This window comes from Erythrobacter sp. HA7-11 (assembly GCF_055693605.1).
Genome location: NZ_JBVFUF010000002.1, coordinates 2,451,140 through 2,470,598 on the forward strand (window position 1 = coordinate 2,451,140; position 19,459 = coordinate 2,470,598).

The window sequence follows — 19,459 nt, forward strand, 5'->3', positions numbered from 1 at the left end:
AGCATTGCCGCTAAAACGCGCACAATCAATCCAAATTCGGCCTCAGCCAGCGTTCGGCGGTTTCCAAATCGATCCCGCGCCTTGTCGCATAGTCTTCCAACTGGTCGCGCCCGATCCGGGCAACGCCGAAATACTCTGCTTCGGGGTGGCCGAAATAGAACCCGCTCACCGCAGCAGTCGGCCACATGGCGAAGCTTTCCGTCAGCGACAGGCCAACATTCTTTTCCGCTTCGAGCAGGTCGAACAGGATCGGTTTCAGCGAATGATCGGGGCACGCCGGATAGCCGGGGGCCGGCCTGATGCCGCGATACTCTTCCTTGATCAGCGCATCATTTGTCAGCTGCTCGCCAGGCGCATAGCCCCATAGATCAGTGCGAGTGTGCTGGTGTAGGCGTTCGGCAAAGGCCTCTGCGAACCGGTCGGCCAGAGCCTTAAGTAGGATGTCAGAGTAATCGTCCTTGTCCGCCTGGAAGCGTGCGATATGCGGCTCGATCCCATGGATGCCGACGGCAAAGCCGCCGATCCAATCGCCATCGGGATCGATGAAATCGGCAAGGCACATGTTTGCACGGTCGCGGCTTTTCTTCACCTGCTGGCGCAGGAACGGCAGCACCACATGTTCTTCGCGACTAACGCGGTGGATCGTGACATCGTCGCCATCCCGCGCGCAGGGCCAGAATCCGGCAACACCTTTGGCGGTCAGCCATTTCTCTGCGATGATCTGATCGAGCATAGCATTGGCATCGTCAAACAATTGACTGGCGGTTTCGCCGACCACTTCGTCTTTGAGAATGCCCGGATAATTGCCGTGCAATTCCCAAGCGCGGAAGAACGGCGTCCAGTCGATGTAATCGCGCAGGTCCGCCAGGTCCCAATCGTCAAACACGTGTACGCCGGGCTTCAGTGGCGGCGCGGGCTTGTCGCTCAAATAGGCGTCGTAATAATTGGCGCGGGCCTCTTTCAGCGAAAGCAACACGCTGGGCGTTTTGCCGGCACGAGCATCGCGCACCTTCACATATTCGCCAGCGGTTTCTTCAACAAATTCATGGCGCTGCGTATCGGAAAGGAGCTTTGACGCGACGCCCACTGCGCGGCTGGCATCGAGCACATGCACGACCGGACCTCCATAGGATGGATCAATCTTTAGCGCGGTGTGCACCTTGCTGGTGGTGGCTCCGCCGATGAGCAGCGGCATGCTCATTTGCTCGCGCTGCATTTCCTCGGCGACGGTCACCATCTCGTCGAGCGAGGGGGTGATGAGGCCCGACAGTCCGATCATGTCCGCATTGTTGTCATTGGCCGATTTGAGGATGTCTTGCCACGGCACCATGACGCCAAGGTCGATCACATCATAGCCATTGCACTGCAGCACGACGCCGACGATGTTTTTACCGATATCGTGCACGTCACCTTTGACGGTAGCCATCACGATCTTGCCCTTGGCCTTGCGCTCAACCTCGGGCAGCAGATCTTTTTCGGCCTCGATGAACGGGATGAGGTGGGCGACGGCCTTTTTCATGACGCGTGCGGATTTAACGACTTGCGGCAGGAACATCTTGCCGCTGCCGAACAGGTCGCCGACGACGTTCATGCCGTCCATCAGCGGGCCTTCAATCACTTCGATCGGACGGCCACCGGCTTCGGCTGTGGCCTCGCGCATTTCCTCGGTGTCGTCGACGATATGTGCGTCAATGCCTTTGACGAGCGCGTGTTCGAGCCGCTTTTCAACCGGCCAGCCGCGCCATTCCTCTGCCGCCTTTTCATCGGCGACTGATTTGCCCTTATAGCTTTCCGCAAGATCAATCAGCCGCTCGGTCGCGTCCTTATGGCGGCACAGGATTACGTCCTCGCACGCACCGCGCAAGGTCGGGTCGATGGTGTCGTAAACGTCCAGCTGACCTGCATTGACAATGGCCATGTCGAGCCCTGCGGGGATAGCGTGGTAGAGGAAAACAGAGTGCATCGCACGGCGCACCGTCTCATTGCCGCGAAAGCTGAAAGAGAGATTGGAAAGCCCGCCGCTTGTCTTGGCGTGAGGGCATTGCGCCTTGATCTCTTCCACAGCCTCAATGAAGTCCAAACCATAACGGTTGTGTTCTTCGATGCCGGTCGCGACTGCGAAAATGTTCGGGTCAAAGATGATATCTTCGGGCGCAAAGCCGATGCCCGTTAGCAAGTCGTAGGCGCGCTTGCAGATTTCTACCTTGCGGTCTTTCGTGTCGGCCTGCCCAACCTCGTCAAAGGCCATCACGACCACCGCAGCACCGTAGGCCATGCATTTGCGTGCAGACTCGAGAAAAGGTTCTTCGCCTTCCTTCATCGAGATCGAATTGACGATCGGCTTGCCGGAGACGCATTTGAGCCCCGCCTCGATCACCTCCCATTTAGAGCTGTCGATCATCACCGGCACGCGCGCAATATCAGGCTCTGCCGCTATCAGCTTAAGGAAGGTGGTCATGGCGTGCTCGGCATCGAGCAGCCCTTCGTCCATATTGACGTCGATCACCTGCGCGCCATTTTCGACCTGCTGGCGCGCGACTTCGACGGCGGCAGTGTAGTCATCCGCCATGATGAGCTTCTTGAACCGCGCAGAGCCGGTGACATTGGTGCGCTCACCCACATTGATAAAGCGCGCTGAGCTGTTTGGCTGGTCCATCAGGCGGCCACTACAAACGGTTCAAGGCCTGCGAGGCGCATCGCCGTGTCAGGCACCGGGACTTTGCGCGGAGGCAGCCCTTCGACCGCCTTGGCAATCGCCAGAATATGCTCGGGCGAGGAGCCGCAGCACCCGCCGAGAATATTCGCCTGGCCGTTCTCCGCCCACAGCTTGACCAGCGATGCGGTCGTCTCGGGCAGCTCGTCATATTCGCCGAGCTCGTTGGGCAGGCCCGCATTAGGATAGGCCATCAAGAGCGTATCCGCGAGGCCGGAAAGCGATTGCACATGCGGGCGCAGCTGGTCCGCGCCAAAGCTGCAATTGAGCCCAATCGTGATCGGATCGGCGTGACGCACCGCGCACCAGAATGCCTCGACCGTGTGCCCTGAAAGATTGCGGCCGGACAGGTCCGTGAGCGTCATGGAGATCATGATAGGAATGTCGCGGCCAAGCTCTGTTTCGAGCTGTTTCACCGCCATGATCCCGGCCTTGGCATTTAGCGTATCGAACACGGTCTCGATCAGGATGAAGTCGCAGCCGCCCTTGACCAAGGCAGCTGCCTGCTCCTTGTAAACGGCAGTTAGCTCATCGAAATCGATCTCTCGAAAGCCGGGGTCTTCGACATCGGGGCTCAAAGATAAAGTCTTGTTGGTTGGGCCAATCGCGCCAGCTACGAAGCGAGGGCGTCCATCTTTGGCCGCATATTCGTCCGCCAATGCGCGCGCGATCTTGCCGCTTTCCACATTGATCGCCGCAACCTGATCTTCCGCCGCATAGTCTGCCTGCGAAATGCGATTGGCCGAGAATGTATTGGTTGAGATCACATCCGATCCCGCATCCAGATAGCTGCGAGTAATCCCTTCGATAACATCGGGCCGGGTGAGCGCGAGGATATCGTTATTCCCCTTCTGATCAGCCTTCAGGCCGAGATCGCCAGCATAATCCTCTTCGGAAAGCTTGCGGTCCTGAATCTGCGTCCCGAACGCGCCATCGAAAATGAGAATACGCTTTTCGGCCTCGGCAATCAGCCGCTCGCGCATACTCATGCCGCGTCTCCGACCGGACGTTTCCCAAGCATGTGGCAGATTGCATAGGCCAGCTCTGCGCGATTGAGCGTGTAGAAGTGGAACTGACGCACACCGCCCGCATAGAGGCGGCGGCACAGCTCAGCCGCGATTGTTGCGCTCACCAGTTGGCGCGCTTCGGGCCGGTCGTCCAAGCCATCGAACAACCCCTCCATCCAGCCCGGAATGTCCGTGCCGCACAGGCCGCTCATCCGCTGAACCGCGGCAAAGCTGACCACCGGCATGATGCCCGGTACAATCTCTCCGTCGATGCCAGCCGCAACCGCCTTGTCCCTGAACTCGAAAAAACAGCGCGTGTTGAAGAAGAATTGAGTTATCGCGCGGGTCGCGCCCGCATCGAACTTGGCTTTGAGATTGTCGAGATCGCTTTGCGCGTCAGGGCTCTCTGGGTGAACCTCAGGATATGCGGCGACGGAAATCTCGAAATCTGCAACCTCTTTCAGACCAGCAATCAACTCAACGGCATTGGCATAGCCGCCGGGATGTGGAGTGTATTGGCCGTTTCCTTCTGGCGGATCGCCGCGCAGCGCGACAATGTGCCGAATGCCGCTTTCCCAATAATGGCGGGCGACTTCATTCACTTCGTCCTTTGTCGCCGCAACGCACGTGAGGTGCGCCGCAGCCGGGATTCCAGCTTCTTTCTGGATCCGGACGACCTGTTCATGCGTGCGCTCTCGTGTCGAACCGCCCGCGCCATAGGTCACCGAAGCAAAACGGGGGCGCAATGGCCTGAGTGTCTCCACACTGTCCCAAAGCTTTTCGCCCATTTTCTCGGTCTTTGGCGGGAAGAATTCGAACGAGATGTCGATGTCGCCGGCAAGCCCTTTGAACAGCGGACTGTCGAGCGCGGTGCGCGCCTCGTGCATTTGGTCGAGAGTGGGGTTCACGCTGTGCGTTCCTGAGCAGGAGTTGAGAGAGGGTTCTTGCGACGCTGGCCGATCCAGATTTTCACGACCAACTCTTCGCCTTCGAGTGCTTCTGGCGTACGGGCGGTGAAGCCGGCGCTGCGGAGGAAATCGCGAACTTGCCTGTCCGAAAAGCCGAGACGGGCATGGGCGTGGCGGGTGCGCAATTCTTCGCGGTCGTGCGCGGCGAAATCTACGATTGCGACACGGCCACCGGGACGCGTGACGCGCGCAGCCTCGGCCAGCGCTGTCGCGGGGTCCTGCACGAAATGCAGCACTTGGTGCAGCAGCACCGTGTCGAAACTAGCGGCAGGAAAGGGAAGGTCGCTGAGGTCGCCCTGCACCAGCTCAATCCGATCAGCGGGGAAATGCTGTAATTTGGCGCGAGCGATGCGCAGCATTTCGAGGTTCTTGTCGAGCGCCACAATCCGTTCAGCACGCCCCGCGAACAGCTCCGCCATTCGGCCTGTGCCGGTCCCGATATCGAGCAGAGTGCCGACGGGCTCATCACCCAACGCTTCGCTGAGCCGACCTTCGACCAGACCATCATCGCTGTGCAACTGGCGAAGCTCGTCCCACTCGGTCGCGTGGCGCTCGAAATATCCCTCCGCCGTCGCCTCGCGTGCGGTTCGGATTGCAGTGAGCTTGCGCCGATCATCTTCGCAAATCTTGGCAAAAGCAGGATCCTCGCGCTCGGCAATCGCAAGGAGGCGCGCAATCGCTTCAACCACAGGAGACGTGCCGTCCGCGCTGCTGGCCATGCGCAGGAACACCCAGCTGCCCTCACGGCGACGCTCGGCAAGGCCAGCATCGCAAAGGATGCCGACATGGCGCGAGACCCGCGGCTGGCTTTGGCCAAGAACCTGCGCGAGTTCGCCAACCGCCAGCTCCATCGCCGCGAGCAGGCGCGCAATCCGCAGCCGGGTCGGGTCGGCCAGGGCACGAAAGATCGTGTCGATGTTCATTGCTTCGGTGTTCATGACTTGACTCAGCAAGTAGCATATAAAGATATTTTTATATCTGTAAATGAGGCAGTGCGGGCTTGCTTGCACCGATATCGCGATCTGAAGCGTAAGGTGCTTGCTTTTGCCGCACCTTCGCCCGAAATGCTGGCGCACTGGCAATCTGAGAGACTGCGCGATGAAACTGGGCTGCTGCTATTATCCCGAACATTGGCCAGAGGAAATGTGGGCCAAAGATGCGCAGCGCATGACCAATATGGGGTTATCGCTGGTGCGGATCGGTGAATTTGCCTGGAGTCGGATCGAGCCGAAGCCCGGACAGCTGAGCTGGGATTGGCTTGATCGCGCGATCGAAACCCTAGCCGGGGCTGGACTCAAAATCATTCTTGGCACGCCCACCGCGACCCCGCCGAAATGGCTGGTTGATCGCATGCCCGATATGGTCGCAATTGATGAGCGAGGTCGCCCGCGCGGCTTTGGATCGAGGCGGCATTATTGCTTCTCGCACCAAGGCTATCGCGCCGAATGCCGCCGAATCGTGACCGCGATGGCGGAGCGATATGGCGGTCATTCCGCGATCACCATGTGGCAGACCGACAATGAGTATGGCTGTCACGACACGGTGCTGAGCTTTTCCGATGCCGCCGCAGCTGGCTTTCGCGATTGGATAAGGCGGCGCTATCAGACGCCAGAGATGCTCAACAAAGCTTGGGGCAATGTGTTCTGGAGCATGGAATATCGCAGCTTTGACGAGATTGACCCACCGCACCTGACCGTGACCGAAGCCAATCCTGCGCATTGGCTCGACTACCGCCGCTTCGCTTCGGATCAGGTCGCGAGCTTCAACCGCGAACAGGTCGAGATCATTCGCAAGCATTCGCCCGGTAAGGACATCACGCACAATTTCATGGGTTTCTTCACCGAGTTTGATCACTACGACACGGCGCGCGATCTCGATGTGGCGACGTGGGACAGCTATCCGCTCGGCTTTCTAGAGCAGTTCTGGTTCGGAGATGACGACAAGCGGGATTACCAGCGCCAAGGTCATCCCGATATCGCCGCTTTCCATCACGACCTCTATCGCGGAGCCGTCGGCAATCAGCGTTGGGGCGTGATGGAGCAGCAGCCAGGCCCGGTGAACTGGGCGCGCTTCAACCCCGCTCCATTGTCGGGGATGGTCGCGCTCTGGACGCTCGAAGCGATGGCACATGGCGCGGAGTTCACAAGCTATTTCCGCTGGCGGCAGGCGCCGTTCGCGCAGGAGCAAATGCATACAGGGCTCTTGCGCCCGGACAGCGTGGACGCTGAGGCAGCTGGTGAAGCACGCGAAGCCGCGCGGATCATCGACGAAATCGGACCGCAAGATATCGCGCAAGCGCCAGTCGCACTCGTCTTCTCCTACGAAGCGGCATGGGTGTGCGGCATCCAGCCTCAAGGGCAAAGCTTCCGTTATCTTGAGCTGGCCTATGAATGGTATTCGGCGCTGCGCAAAAAAGGCCTCGATGTCGATATCGTCAGCCCGGATGCCGATCTGTCCGACTACACAATGGTCGCCGTCCCGACTCTGCCCATCGTGCCGGAAGGGTTCGCGGAGAAAGTCGCTGCACTCGACTGCCCCCTTCTGCTCGGTCCCCGCTCGGGTAGCAAAACGACCTGCTTTTGCATCCCGGAAGGGCTCGCACCCGGCGCGCTTCAATCGCTTATGCCAATAACTGTGGAGAGGGTCGAAAGTCTGCGCCATGGCATCACCGAGCAAGGCGACGGTTTCGCCGTAGAGCGTTGGCTGGAACAGGTTGAGAGCGAGCTAGTTCCCGAAATCACGCTCAAAGATGGCCGCCCCGTCGTCTTCAAGCACGGCCCTGCACGCTATTGCGCCGCTTGGCCGGATGACGCGCTGCTTTCGCGCCTAATCGCGAGCATGGCGAACGAAGCGGGCGTTGCACTGATCGACCTTCCCAAAGGGTTGCGCGTCCGCCGCACCGCCACTCATCTCTTTGCGTTCAATTATTCGACCAAGCCGGTCCGCTTCGACCTGACCGGCGAAACAATTGACCCGGCGGGCGTTTCAATTACGGCGCTAAGCGAATGAGCGACACGCGCACATATGCAATACTGGGCTGCGGCATGATGGGCCGCGAGCATATGCAGAACCTCGCGCTGGTTGATGGTGCAGAGCTGGTCGCGATTGCCGATCCTGACGAAGGCTCGCGTGAGGCTGCGGCGGACTTGGCGGGGACGCTCGGCCAAAGCATCACCTGCTTTGCCGACAATTCGGAGATGCTCGCCACGACCAAACCCGATGCCGTCATCATCGCCTCGCCCAATTTCACCCATTTTGATGTGGTGAAGCCGGTGATGGACGCCGGATGCGCGGTGCTGATGGAAAAACCGATGTGCACGCGGGTCGTGGATGCCTTGGCGCTCAGCAAAGCCGCGCGCGAATACGACAATCTGTTCTGGGTGGGCCTCGAATATCGCTACATGCCGCCCGTCACCCGCTTCATCGAGCGGGTGCACGCTGGCGAAGCGGGCGACATCAAAATGCTCGCGATTCGCGAGCACCGCTTTCCCTTCCTCGTCAAAGTAGGCGACTGGAACCGCTTTAACGCCAACACCGGCGGAACGCTGGTTGAGAAATGCTGTCACTTCTTTGACCTAATGCGACATATCCTGCGCGATGAGCCGATCCGCGTGTTTGCGAGCGGCGCTCAGGACGTAAACCATCTGGACGAGCGCTACGACAGCAAGACTCCCGACATCATCGACAACGCCTTTGTAATGCTCGACTTTGCGGGCGGCGCGCGCGCTGTGCTCGACCTGTGCATGTTCGCCGAAGGGTCGCAGCAGCAGGAAGAGATCAGCGCGGTCGGCCCCATAGGAAAGCTCGAGGTAAAGATTCCCGCCGCCGAAATCACCTGGTCCCCGCGCGACGAATCCGGGCCGTTTCGCGAAACCGTCGAGACACCCGCCGCTGCACTCGCAGCCGGCGATCACCACGGCGCAACGTTCTTCCAGCAGCGCGATTTTCACGCCGCGCTCGCGAACGGCACGCCGCCGCTCATCGACGCGCAGGACGGCTATCGATCAGTCGTAGTCGGCGCCGCAGCGCAGCAAAGTATCGCCACCGGACAGCCGGTCGATATCCATTTCGAAGACGAGAACTAGATCATGCTCGATACCATGCCGCGCCAGGGCTTTGGCCTTTGGAAAGTCCCCCGCGAGGACACCGCCGCGACCGTCATTGAGGCGATCCGCGCGGGCTATCGCCATTTCGACAACGCAGCAGACTACGCCAACGAAATCGAAACCGGACAAGGAATCGCGCAGGCCATCGGAGAGGGCCTGGTGACGCGCGACGACCTGTGGATCACGTCAAAGCTTTGGAACACCTTCCACGCGCCCGAGCATGTCGAGGAAGCGTGCCGCAAATCGCTCGATGATCTTGAGCTCGAATATCTCGACCTCTATCTGATCCACTTCCCTATCGCGCTTGAATATGTGCCGATCGACGTGCGTTATCCGCCGGAATGGGTCCACGATCCCGCCAGCAATTCGGGGATGAAGCGAGCGTCCGTTCCGCTGCACGAGACTTGGAAAGCGATGGAGAAGCTGGTCGACAAAGGAATCGTAAAGCGCATCGGCGTGTGCAACTACAACTCGGCGCTGATCCACGATCTGATGACCTATGCGCGGGTCAAACCGGCCATGCTCCAGATCGAAGCGCATCCATTCCTCACACAGGACAAGCTGATCCGCTGCGCCAAGAATTACGGCATCGATGTCACCGCCTTTTCGCCGCTCGGCGCGCAAAGCTATTTCGAGCTAGATATGGCGAAGAAAGATGAAAGTGTGCTCGGCTCTGCGCCGGTCATGGTCGCAGCCGATGCGCATGGCAAAACGCCCGCGCAAGTCGTCTTACGCTGGGGTGTACAGCGCGGCACGGCGGTGATTCCCAAGACTTCGCGGCCAGAGCGGATGCGCGAAAACCTAAACATCGACGATTTCGAGCTGTCGCAAGTCGAAATGGCCGCGATCAGTTCACTCAACCAAAACCGCCGCTTCAACGATCCCGGCGTGTTCGCAGAGGCGGCCTTTGCCACGTTCCACCCGATCTATGACTGATACCGAATTCCCCGCGATCATCACCGGCGGCGGCGATCTCGCCGCCTTTCTGAGCGCGAACAAGGCTGCGGTCGATGCGGCGCTGGACCATGCGGGCGCGCTGCTGTTTCGTGGGTTTGAGGTACCCGATCCGCTCGCCTTTGATGCCGCGATTGAAGGCTATGGCGAGCCGGGCTTCACCTATGAAGACTCGCTCAGCAATGCTGTGCGCACCAATGTGACCCCGCGCGTTTTTACCGCGAACGAAGCGCCGCCCGAGACCGAAATCTTCCTCCATCACGAAATGGCGCAAACGCCGCTCTACCCGGCAAAACTGTTCTTCTATTGTGAGATCGCAGCGACAAGCGGTGGCGCGACGCCCCTATGTCGCTCGGACTGGGTGCAGGATGGGCTGCGCGAGGCCAATCCTGACTTCGTCGCACGGGTTGAAGCCGAAGGCGTGCGTTACACCAACGTCATGCCCGGCGCAGACGATGCGGGCTCTGGCCAAGGGCGCAGCTGGCGGAGCACTTTGAGCGTTGCGACCAAGCACGACGCCGAAGCGCGTCTCAAAGACCTAGGCTATTCGTGGGAATGGCTCGACGAAGAGGCTTTGCGAGTGACCACCGCAGCCCTGCCCGCTGTGCGCGATCTGGGCGATGGACGCGCGAGCTTCTTCAACCAGCTGATTGCCGCGTTTCGCGGTTGGGCCGACAGCCGCAATGATCCCAACCGCGCGATCACATTTGGCGGCGGAGAGCCGATCACGCCGGAAGACATGGCCGATGCGATCCGCATTGCCGATGAGTTAACGCATGATCTCGCCTGGCAAGCGGGCGATGTCGCCTTGCTGGACAATTTTCAGGTGATGCATGGGCGCAGGCCGTTTGAGGGCAAGCGCCGCGTGCTCGCCAGCCTGATCGCTTAGACCGCGCGCCGCGAAGCCAGCGCCCACACTAGCGCATTGCCCATCACCAGCGCACCAAAGAGCGCGGCGAACAGCACTCCCATGCCCTTGCCCGACGCCAGACCAAGCGGCGAAAACAGCAGATAGGTCGCGACCACGCAGCTGAACAATGTCACCGCAAGCGGCTTGGCAAAGCGCCACGGGGTCATATCGACTTTCTCACATCGGGTGAACGCCCAGGCCTCGTCGCGCGGGCGCATCCAACCGCAGGCAAGCATGATGCCGACCTCGATCCAGAACAGCACCGCGTAAAGGTGGATGAAGTGCAGCGTGATCACGTCGTCAAAGACGAAGCGGATCAGTCCATAAGCGATCACATGGAAGACAATCACCAGCTTCGCGCCGAGCGCTGGAACGCGGGTCGTGAACAGGCCGACCACAACGATCACGATGGTCGGAATGTTGTAGAAACCGGTGAAGATGCGGATGATTTGCCACAACCCCTCGGGCGAGAAATAAAGCAGCGGCGCAACCACGAAAGAAAACAGCGCGATGATGACACTGGCGATCTTTGCAACGCGAACCAGCTCTGCATCCGACGCCTCGCCTTTGCGCGCAGGGGCGTAGACGTCGAGGCTAAACAAAGTCGCAGCGGAATTGAGCAGCGAGTTGAACGAACTGAGCACCGCCCCGAGCAAGACTGCGAGGAAAAAGCCAGAGAGATAGATCGGCAGGACATCGCGGATCAAGCGCGGATAGGCCTCGTCAATCGTGCTGAGCCCCGGACCATAAAGGTGAAACGCAATCACGCCGGGGATCATCATCATGAACGGCACGAGGATCTTGAAAAAGCCGGAGAGCAGCACGCCTTTCTGCCCCTCGGCGAGGCTTTGCGCACCAAGCGTACGCTGGATCACATATTGGTTTGTGCACCAGTAAAACAGGTTGGCAAAGATCATGCCGGTGAAAAGCGTGCCAAACGGCGTTGGATCGCTCGCGCTACCGATCGCATTCAACTTTTCTGGGTTCTGCGTGGTAAGCTCAGTAAGGCCTGCGCCAAAACTCCCCTCGCCCAGCGCGATCAAACCGAACACCGGAACCAATACGCCGATGATCAGCAGGCCGACACCGTTGAGTGTGTCGGATACCGCGACAGCGCGCAGCCCTCCGAAGATTGCATAGATCGCGCCGATCACGCCGATCACGATCACCGTCGCGACCAGGGCCGGAAAATAGTCGAGCCCGGTCAATCCAGGCACATCGAACAGCAGCAGCACAGCCACCGAGCCGGAATAGAGCACGCTCGGGATCGTGACGAAGCCATATCCGAACATGAACAACACCACCGACATGCGGCGCACCGTGGGGTCGAAGCGATCATTCAGGAATTGCGGCAGGGTCGTAAAAGCGCCCGCGAGATATTTCGGCAGGAAGACCAGGGCCATGGCGATGGTGGCGACCGCCGCCGTCACCTCCCAGCCCATGCTCGACATGTTGTAGCCGTATGCCGAGCCGTTGAGCCCGATCAGCTGCTCGGCTGACAGGTTGGTTAGCAAAAGCGAGCCAGCGATAAAGGCCGCGCCCAACCCTCGTCCGGCGAGGAAATAGCCGTCCTTGCTGTCTGCCGTGCCGCGCGTCTTCAGCCAGCTGATCCAACCGACCAGTCCCATGAAGAACACGCAGCTTGCGAGCGTGAAGATCAAATCGCCGGTACTCATACGCGCTCATCCAGCAATTTTCGGTAGTGGTCGCGCAAGTTCTCGATCCCGAATTCGGGCGTCGCATCGGCGTCATATTGCTGCGCTTTCGGATCGTAGACGAGCATGCTTTCAGTCGCGTAGTAGCGCGCGATCCGGGCATATTCGCACCTTTCCGCGCACCAATCGGAGAGGCCTGCGCTGAGCGCAAAGATGCGCTCAGCTGCGGTGAAAAAGCCTAGCGGCACGCGGCGCACTTTGACTTCGTGTCCGAGCAATTCGCTCAGCATCGCGGCTTGATCGCGCGGGCTGATCGCTGGTCCGGGGCCACCAATCACCTTGGTCGTTTTCCTGCTATCCGGATCTCCGATGCAAGCGACTATGAAGCGCGCGAGATCAGCGTCGCTGATCGGCTTGCAGCGGGTCAGTTCACCATCGCCGAAGACCATAAATCGGCCTCCCTTCGCGACCCGCTCAACCTGCCCGGAAAGCGATTTGAAGAAGGCGGTCGGGCGGATGATGGTGTGGTCGAGCTTTGACGCTTTTAGCGCGTGCTCGAAGGCGATTTTCGCACGCTGAAACGCGAGTTTAGGGCGCTGCACGCAAATCGCGGACAGCAGGATAAAGTGATCGACGCCTGCTTCTTCCGCTACCTTCAGCGTATTGAGATTTGCTTGAAAATCTACGGCCTCAGCATCCTTCGGCGAGCCGCTGCGCGAAGCGAGGCAGGAAATCACAGCATCGAAACGCGTGTCGGCGAAGGCATCCTTGCAGACAGACGCCGCATCCGTGACGTCTCCATAGCGAATCTCAGCGCCCTGAAATGCGTTTTCATCCACGCTGCCACCCGGGCGCACAAACGCAAAAGTCTGAAAGCCCTGCTCGACCAGCTCGCGCACCACTGCGCGGCCAATCGTGCCGCTCGCGCCGAGTACCAGCACGCTTTTGCCGCTTTCATTGCATGTAGTCCCGCCCATCGCCTGCAACCCTAGCAAGGCGGGTCAGGCTGGCAATCCCTGCGCGATCTTCAGTTTTTCAAGACTGGACCCAAGTCGAAGAGGCGCGTCGACCGACGCTGTTTACGCGACCTTCCGGTCCTCTTCGTGCTCATTGGTGAGTTCGAGCGTCTCTTCAGCAGGAGCAGGCCGACCAAAGTGGAAGCCTTGGAAGCATGAGCAACCCAGAGCCAGCATGGCTGTCGCCTGATCTTCTTCCTCGATACCTTCAGCCGTCACGTCGATCTCGAGCGACTTCGCGAGCGACACGATGGCCGTCACGATCGCCTGGCTCTTGCGCGATCCAGCAGCAGCAGCCTGAACAAAATCGCGGTCGATCTTGATCATCGAGAAGTTCATTTTCTCGATATAATTCAGTGACGAGTAGCCGCGGTCGAAATCATCCAAAGCGAAAGAAACGCCGAGTTCCTTGAGGCTGCGCAATTGCTTCTCAAGTTCCTCATCCATCTCGAGCATCAAGGATTCTGTAAGCTCAAGTAGCAGCCGGTTCGGGGCAAGCCCGCTGGATGCCAGGGCTTCGACAACAGTCGCAAGGAACTGACCAGTCGAAAGCTGGAGCGAAGAAACGTTGACGGTCAACTTGATGTGCTCCGGCCATTTGGTCGCTTCGCTACACGCATTGCGCAGCATCCATGCGCCAAGCGATTCAATCAGCATGGCATCTTCGGCAATCGGAATGAAGACACTTGGAGGGACCAGGCCGCGCTCATGATGGTTCCAGCGCATCAGCGCTTCATAGCCCATGACCTTGCGATCGGATCCGTTGATGATCGGCTGATAGGAGACCGACAATTCGCCATTTTCAAGCGCAAGCGAAAGATCACTCTCCAGCTTGGAGCGGTCTTCGAGCTTGGACCGCATGGCCTGCTCATAGGTCACATAAGTGCCACGACCGCGATGCTTGGCTTCGTAAAGTGCCAAGTCAGCGTTCGTCATCAGCACCGAATCCGATACCTCGCCGCAAATGACCGCGATGCCGATCGAAGCGCCGATGGCGAATTCAAAGCCATCGACAGTGCACATTTCGCTGACTTCGCCGATAATCTCAGAGGCGATTGCTGAAGCCTCATCGACAGAGGTTGGCGGCGCAAGGAACAGACCAAATTCGTCACCACCCAAGCGTCCAATCACGGCTTGCTCGCCCGCAGCGCTGCGGAAACGTTCAGCCACAATCTGGAGCAGCTTGTCTCCGACCGCATGTCCGTAGAGATCGTTAACTTGCTTGAACCGATCCAAATCGATCAGCATCAGCACGCCTTCCTTGCCTGTCTCAGAGCAGGATTTGGCAGTCTCGATGAGCTGCTGGCGGAAATAATCGCGCGAGAACAGTCCCGTCAGCCCATCGTGCTGGGTGACATAAGTCAGTTTCTCGTTCGCTGCTGCGATTGCAGCACGGTTGCGGTTAACCGTGCGAAGCGTCATCATCGCGGCGACAAAGGCAGCGATCACAAGAGCGATGCCGAACGTAAGCAGGATGACCTGGTTTTGTGTGCTGGCGAGACGCGCCTCATTGGCGTCTCTTTCGGTACGACAGCTTAGAAATGCGCAGTTCGCGGTTTTCGGAATCGAACCGTGCGCCCAAAAGCGCATTGTTGGCGACAGCAGAAAGATCGCGTGCCTTACCCTCAATCCGGTGGAACGCAGCCAGGTGGTCAGCTGCCAACTTGTATTCGCCGCGTCCGGAATAAACCTTGTAGGCAGTGTCGTGAAAATCGCGGAACAGCGAAGCAGTCTCGGTCAGGTCTTGCCCATCAAAAGTGCGTCCAATGTAGCGCTCTGCGCGGGTCAGATCCCCGCGTGAGAGCTCAACTTGGGCGCGCACGCCATACAAGAAAGGCAGCCATTCGGGAGCTTGATCGTAAGCGATGCGCAGGCCGCGAGCAGCCGTATCCTCTGCCGCGGCGTATTGGCCGTTCAGATGCTGGGTCGATGCAATATTCGTCAGAATCCGCGCTTCAAGCAGCGGGCTATCCATCTTGCCTGCCGCGGCAAGAGCAAGGCGAAACTCTTCTTCGGCCTCTTCCAGTCGATCAAGTTCCTTCAGTGCGTTGCCCTTGTTATTATGAGCAGAAAGAGACAGCGCATTGTCTTCCGGAAACGCCTGGTTGGCCTGTCTGTAATAGCGAAGCACGCGTTCATAGTCGCGTGCGTCGTTATACAGCGAGCCGATGTTTTGCAGCACGATCGCGCGGCTACGATCTTCGCCCAGGCTATTGTAACGATCATGCGCTTCCAAAAATGATGACAGCGCTTCGCCATACTCGCCCTGGCTCGCCATCAGCGAAGCCTTTGATCGCAACAAATCCGCGTGCAGCTTATCGCCTGGCAGGTTTGCGCTCACCTCTTTCAAGGCCGCATCGATAATCTCTTGCGCTTCGTCAGTCCGGTTGAGGCGGGTCAAGGCTTCGCCTTCGAGCCACTGCGCGGTTAGGCGAGATTTAACTGCCTCGCTCGATTCGCCTTTGACTTGCGATTTAGCCTTGCGGGCAAGATCGAGAGCAGACGAGGTATCCGCCATCATCTTCGACTTGGCTTCAGCGATCGTTGCTTCGAATGCCTCGCCTGGTGCCGGGTTCGATGCGGACGCCGATACAGGCGTAACAGCAACGATCAGAGCGGCGCATAAAACGCTGATTCCTTTCGTAAACTTGCCCATGTCAACTCTCCCCGTCAGCCCACCCTTCTCACGCCCATCGATTTGATGGAGCCCAAGGCAGCACGCATATTTTCGCCTTGCTTAGAAGCGCAAACCGATGTTCGCACCCACCACGTAGCTTTCGTCTTCACCGGCATCCCCGGCACTCACATAGCGCCCGAAAAATCCGACTTCAGAATTGCTAGTTAGCGGAGAAGCGTAAACAATTTCTCCAGTCATACGGCGTTTTGTTTCGATGCCGATTGTCTGGGTCACAAAGCCAAGTTCACCGGTCTCACGGTCGATGACTTCTTGCGATTCGAACTCCAGCTGGCCTTTTTCAACGGTCAGCGGTTGGCCAAGCGACACACGAAGAACATCGCTTTCGCCCATAATGCCGCGCTTGTTCATAGTGATCTGGCCGGCGGTGCTTGCAATGCGCTTGCTGTTTGAAAGCAATTGCCCCTCAGACGTTTTCGTCGAAGCCCCTGTTGCCGAAAGGTCGAACGAAAGGCCCTGCCCCAGATTGAAAGTCGCAGAAAGCGTTACGGCCTCTGTCTTCGATCCTTTGCCGAGGAAGTCCTCGGAAGACGTCTGTGCGCCCAGCAATGCGTCATTCTCGTTCAGGTTCGTCCACTGCAGGTTGAGTGAGACGTTGTCCGTGACCTTTTGCTCCACACCCATGGTGAAAGCAGAAGCTTCGCGCGCGCCAAGATTACGCTGGATCTCGCGCTGGAGGTCAGAGACGCCGACCAGGTCCTGCCAATCTTCGCGTTCTTCGCTGAAGCCAGCTGTGATCTTGGTGGTCTTCGTCGGCTTGTAGCTGGCCGAGGCAAATGCTTCGCCGGAGGCCAGACCCAGCACTGGGTTGACGCCGCCCGTATCCGCATCGTGATCGCTGATCAGGCCAAAGCGCTGGCCGGTGAGCGACAGCGCGCCCTGACCATGACCGAGAGTGACAGAGAAATCACCACTAGGATCGGTCAATGTCGCTGCTGTGTGTACGGATTCATAAGTGCCGGCATCGGTCAGCCGCGGTGCAATCATATCATATTGCAACTCCCACTCGCCGCGCGTTGGCGCGATCTGAGAAGTCAGCTGGCTGACGCCAACTTTGCCGTTGCCATCCTTGTCGGCACCTTTGCTCAGCAGCCAGTTAGAGAAACGGCTGTTGATGAAGTCCTGGAAGCGCTGTTCACCATGGCCGAGCGCATTGGTCGTATTACCATAAGTGAAGGAAGACACAGGGATCGCAAAATCACGATAGGTATTCCCGATCTTTTCGAACGCGGTGATGTAGGCATCGTTGGTTTCCCAAGCGGCTGGGATACCTGCGCCGAGGAGGGACGTAACGGGCGATTCCACAGAAACCCAAGCGCCGTTGACGCGCTGATGCGTTTTGTATGTCAGCGCCCCGAAATCAAGTGGCGATTGCGACGCGGCAACGTCCAGCAGACCCCAGCCATAGACTTCATCGGGGCCGGGTGCGCCAAGATCCTGCGCCGAGCGGAAAATGATTTCTGCTGTTTCTTCCGGGTTGCGGGCGAGCCAGGTCCAGCGATCGTGCAGAAGCGAGATCGCACCCGAAACAAGCGGAGCCGCAAACGATGTGCCCGACCGGCGCACAACGCCGCCCTGACCATCCGAGACGAGGATCAGTTCACCCGGCGCAACAACAGTGCGCATGAACAGCTCATTGCCTTCATTACACACGCCATTGTTGAGCAGACAGGCGCTGCCCGGACGGTTCGAGAAGTTCGAAATCTGGCCGTTAGGCGCAACCGAACCGACCAAGATAAAGGTCGTGTCGCTCGCGTAGTTCCAATCAATATCAGCCGTTTGGGTGATACCATCGTTACCCGCTGCAACAACATAGGTCGTTTCGTGGTTCCAGCGCGCGAGGTGCGTGCTGTTCAAGACGTTAGCAAGGCCTTGAGACACTGCCCAGCCGCTCTCACCGAGCGACAGGTTCACGACGCTGATGTAGCCGGTTTCGTTGCCGCCGACATAGCGGTAAAGGATCTGCTCGATGCCGGACTGAACACTGTCCCAAGTCGCGGTGTTGTCTGCGTCGAACGGGTTATATGTCGCGAGCTTCGCTTTCGGCGCGATGCCCATGACACCTTCACCGTCATGCGCGCCAGCGATCAGGCTGGCCACGCCAGCGCCATGACCGTCCACAGTATTATGGCTGCCGCCCGACCAAGCGATGTTGTCGGCGAGATCGGCGTCAGCGCGGAAGCTACCATCGATCACACCGATGATGGCCTGCTTGCCCTCGCCCTGAATCTGAGTGATCGCAGGGGTCCAATTGACCGTGCGCATCCAGTGATCGACAGCATCAATGCCGGAGTAGGTTTGCAGCGTGTCGTGCCAATCGAGGAACAACTTCGCGCGGTCGCCAGCAGACTTACCAGCGAGAGTCGTTTTGGCTTCCTTGGTACCCTCAAGGCTTACGCCATGCCGCGCAAAGATCTCAGCCACCAAATCGTTGCGGAATGACTTGCCAGTCTCCGCCTCATATTTCGCGCCAAATTGCGCCTCGGCCTCAGCGACCATCGTTTCAATCGCATTGAGAATCCGATCTGGCGTACCGTCGTAGACAGGCGTGAATACGCCATTGCTTTCGGTATATTGTAGCGCGCCCCAAACCTCGTCGGCTGTTGCCATCGAAGCCCCGTTTGCAGCCCAGAATTCGCCGAGCAGTTTCAGGTTGGTCGCGTCAAATGCACCGATGTCACCATAGAATGCGTCAATGTCGCCCCAGAATGCGCCGATATCGCCGTAGAACGGGCTGATATCACCATAGAACGGGCTGATGTCGCCATAGAACGGGTTGATGTCGCCATAGAACGCGCCGATGTCACCATAGAACGGATTGATGTCACCCCAGAACGCATCGATGTCGCCATAAAATGCGCCGATATCGCCATAGAAGGCGTCGATGTCGCCATAGTTCGGGTCGAGCGAGCGAACCGTAACCACACCATCTGAAATGACAGCCGTTGGCGCGATGTCGGGCGCAGCCAATTGCGGGACGGTAACACTTACCGTCTCGATTGGCGCAACCGTGGTCAGCGGTGCGACACTATCATCAAAGGCCAAATCGATCGCATGCGCATCTACAGATGAAAGCGAAAGCTCCCCTCCGTCCTGTGCGTGCGCTGCGCTTGCGAGCGACGATGCGATCGCAATGCTAGCAGCTCCAAATGCAAACCTTGTAGTCATGGTCTCAATCCAATTTCCGTTCATCAGCGCCATCACGCGCAATTCGATATGGACGGAATAGAGGAGGAGGCGTTCGACCTAGGTTGAGCGCAATGGTTAAAAAATTAGGAATTTTGCGATCGCGGACAATTGGCCGAAAACACAGAGCTTTTACCTATTTGCCCAAACAGAGCCGTTAGCGAGAGTTAACACGGGGTAAAAACCGAAATCCGAAGCATTTTTCGCAAATTTCGAGGTCGCATTTATTAATTCTCGCGCCGCTCTGAT

Annotated in this window: 13 protein-coding genes; 4 read left to right on the plus strand and 9 right to left on the minus strand. The window is 58.6% G+C overall.

Annotation, left to right across the window (positions count from 1 at the left end; genetic code table 11):
- Window positions 1–25: 25 nt before the first annotated feature.
- From metH to ACZ1GU_RS12550, 4 genes are read right to left on the minus strand one after another with little or no spacing between them, the layout of a single operon-like run.
- Window positions 26–2,656 (minus strand): methionine synthase, encoded by a 2,631-nt coding sequence (gene metH, locus ACZ1GU_RS12535; RefSeq protein WP_472648312.1) that lies wholly within the window; start codon window positions 2,654–2,656, stop codon window positions 26–28.
- Window positions 2,656–3,702, minus strand: a complete 1,047-nt coding sequence (locus ACZ1GU_RS12540) for a homocysteine S-methyltransferase family protein (protein ID WP_472648313.1) — start codon at window positions 3,700–3,702, stop codon at window positions 2,656–2,658. The genes metH and ACZ1GU_RS12540 overlap by 1 nt, the downstream gene beginning before the upstream one ends.
- The gene (gene metF, locus ACZ1GU_RS12545) at window positions 3,699–4,628 is read right to left on the minus strand and encodes a methylenetetrahydrofolate reductase (protein WP_472648314.1); all 930 of its coding nucleotides are present in this window, start codon (window positions 4,626–4,628) and stop codon (window positions 3,699–3,701) included. The genes ACZ1GU_RS12540 and metF overlap by 4 nt, the downstream gene beginning before the upstream one ends.
- The gene (locus ACZ1GU_RS12550; RefSeq protein WP_472648778.1) at window positions 4,625–5,611 is read right to left on the minus strand and encodes an ArsR/SmtB family transcription factor; all 987 of its coding nucleotides are present in this window, start codon (window positions 5,609–5,611) and stop codon (window positions 4,625–4,627) included. The genes metF and ACZ1GU_RS12550 overlap by 4 nt, the downstream gene beginning before the upstream one ends.
- A gap of 175 nt (window positions 5,612–5,786) precedes the next feature.
- On the opposite strand from ACZ1GU_RS12550, the gene ACZ1GU_RS12555 reads away from it, so the two are divergent.
- From ACZ1GU_RS12555 to ACZ1GU_RS12570, 4 genes are read left to right on the plus strand one after another with little or no spacing between them, the layout of a single operon-like run.
- On the plus strand, window positions 5,787–7,697 hold the full coding sequence (locus ACZ1GU_RS12555; protein ID WP_472648315.1) for a beta-galactosidase: 1,911 nt from the start codon (window positions 5,787–5,789) through the stop codon (window positions 7,695–7,697).
- Entirely contained in the window at window positions 7,694–8,773 is a 1,080-nt protein-coding gene (locus tag ACZ1GU_RS12560; RefSeq protein WP_472648316.1) for a Gfo/Idh/MocA family protein, read from the plus strand. The genes ACZ1GU_RS12555 and ACZ1GU_RS12560 overlap by 4 nt, the downstream gene beginning before the upstream one ends.
- 3 nt (window positions 8,774–8,776) lie before the next feature.
- Complete coding sequence (locus ACZ1GU_RS12565; protein WP_472648317.1) at window positions 8,777–9,730, plus strand: aldo/keto reductase; 954 nt, start codon at window positions 8,777–8,779, stop codon at window positions 9,728–9,730.
- On the plus strand, window positions 9,723–10,637 hold the full coding sequence (locus ACZ1GU_RS12570; RefSeq protein ID WP_472648318.1) for a TauD/TfdA family dioxygenase: 915 nt from the start codon (window positions 9,723–9,725) through the stop codon (window positions 10,635–10,637). The genes ACZ1GU_RS12565 and ACZ1GU_RS12570 overlap by 8 nt, the downstream gene beginning before the upstream one ends.
- On the opposite strand, the gene ACZ1GU_RS12575 is transcribed toward ACZ1GU_RS12570, so the two are convergent.
- The 5 genes from ACZ1GU_RS12575 to ACZ1GU_RS12595 all read right to left on the minus strand — a co-directional run bounded on the left by ACZ1GU_RS12575 (window position 10,634) and on the right by ACZ1GU_RS12595 (window position 19,192).
- Window positions 10,634–12,334, minus strand: coding sequence for a solute:sodium symporter family transporter (locus tag ACZ1GU_RS12575; protein WP_472648319.1), 1,701 nt, complete (start codon window positions 12,332–12,334; stop codon window positions 10,634–10,636). The two genes, ACZ1GU_RS12570 and ACZ1GU_RS12575, sit on opposite strands and share 4 nt — an antisense overlap.
- Complete coding sequence (locus ACZ1GU_RS12580) at window positions 12,331–13,290, minus strand: NAD(P)H-binding protein (protein ID WP_472648320.1); 960 nt, start codon at window positions 13,288–13,290, stop codon at window positions 12,331–12,333. The genes ACZ1GU_RS12575 and ACZ1GU_RS12580 overlap by 4 nt, the downstream gene beginning before the upstream one ends.
- A 102-nt stretch (window positions 13,291–13,392) precedes the next feature.
- Entirely contained in the window at window positions 13,393–14,778 is a 1,386-nt protein-coding gene (locus ACZ1GU_RS12585; protein ID WP_472648321.1) for a putative bifunctional diguanylate cyclase/phosphodiesterase, read from the minus strand.
- A 58-nt stretch (window positions 14,779–14,836) separates the two neighbouring features.
- Window positions 14,837–15,985 carry a tetratricopeptide repeat protein gene (locus tag ACZ1GU_RS12590; RefSeq protein ID WP_472648322.1) on the minus strand — a complete coding sequence of 383 codons (1,149 nt, stop codon included), beginning with the start codon at window positions 15,983–15,985 and terminating at the stop codon, window positions 14,837–14,839.
- Window positions 15,986–16,066: 81 nt separating this feature from the next.
- Window positions 16,067–19,192, minus strand: coding sequence for a S8 family peptidase (locus tag ACZ1GU_RS12595; RefSeq protein WP_472648323.1), 3,126 nt, complete (start codon window positions 19,190–19,192; stop codon window positions 16,067–16,069).
- Between the last annotated feature and the right edge of the window lie 267 nt (window positions 19,193–19,459).

Bases quoted from the DNA above. Each gene is read 5' to 3' on its own strand.
- metH (WP_472648312.1), bottom strand. From the start codon at position 2,656: ATGGACCAGCCAAACAGCTCAGCGCGCTTTATCAATGTGGGTGAGCGC.
- ACZ1GU_RS12540 (WP_472648313.1), bottom strand. From the start codon at position 3,702: ATGAGTATGCGCGAGCGGCTGATTGCCGAGGCCGAAAAGCGTATTCTC.
- ACZ1GU_RS12550 (WP_472648778.1), bottom strand. From the start codon at position 5,611: ATGAACATCGACACGATCTTTCGTGCCCTGGCCGACCCGACCCGGCTG.
- ACZ1GU_RS12555 (WP_472648315.1), top strand. From the start codon at position 5,787: ATGAAACTGGGCTGCTGCTATTATCCCGAACATTGGCCAGAGGAAATG.
- ACZ1GU_RS12560 (WP_472648316.1), top strand. From the start codon at position 7,694: ATGAGCGACACGCGCACATATGCAATACTGGGCTGCGGCATGATGGGC.
- ACZ1GU_RS12565 (WP_472648317.1), top strand. From the start codon at position 8,777: ATGCTCGATACCATGCCGCGCCAGGGCTTTGGCCTTTGGAAAGTCCCC.
- ACZ1GU_RS12570 (WP_472648318.1), top strand. From the start codon at position 9,723: ATGACTGATACCGAATTCCCCGCGATCATCACCGGCGGCGGCGATCTC.
- ACZ1GU_RS12575 (WP_472648319.1), bottom strand. From the start codon at position 12,334: ATGAGTACCGGCGATTTGATCTTCACGCTCGCAAGCTGCGTGTTCTTC.
- ACZ1GU_RS12580 (WP_472648320.1), bottom strand. From the start codon at position 13,290: ATGGGCGGGACTACATGCAATGAAAGCGGCAAAAGCGTGCTGGTACTC.
- ACZ1GU_RS12590 (WP_472648322.1), bottom strand. From the start codon at position 15,985: ATGGGCAAGTTTACGAAAGGAATCAGCGTTTTATGCGCCGCTCTGATC.
- ACZ1GU_RS12595 (WP_472648323.1), bottom strand. From the start codon at position 19,192: ATGACTACAAGGTTTGCATTTGGAGCTGCTAGCATTGCGATCGCATCG.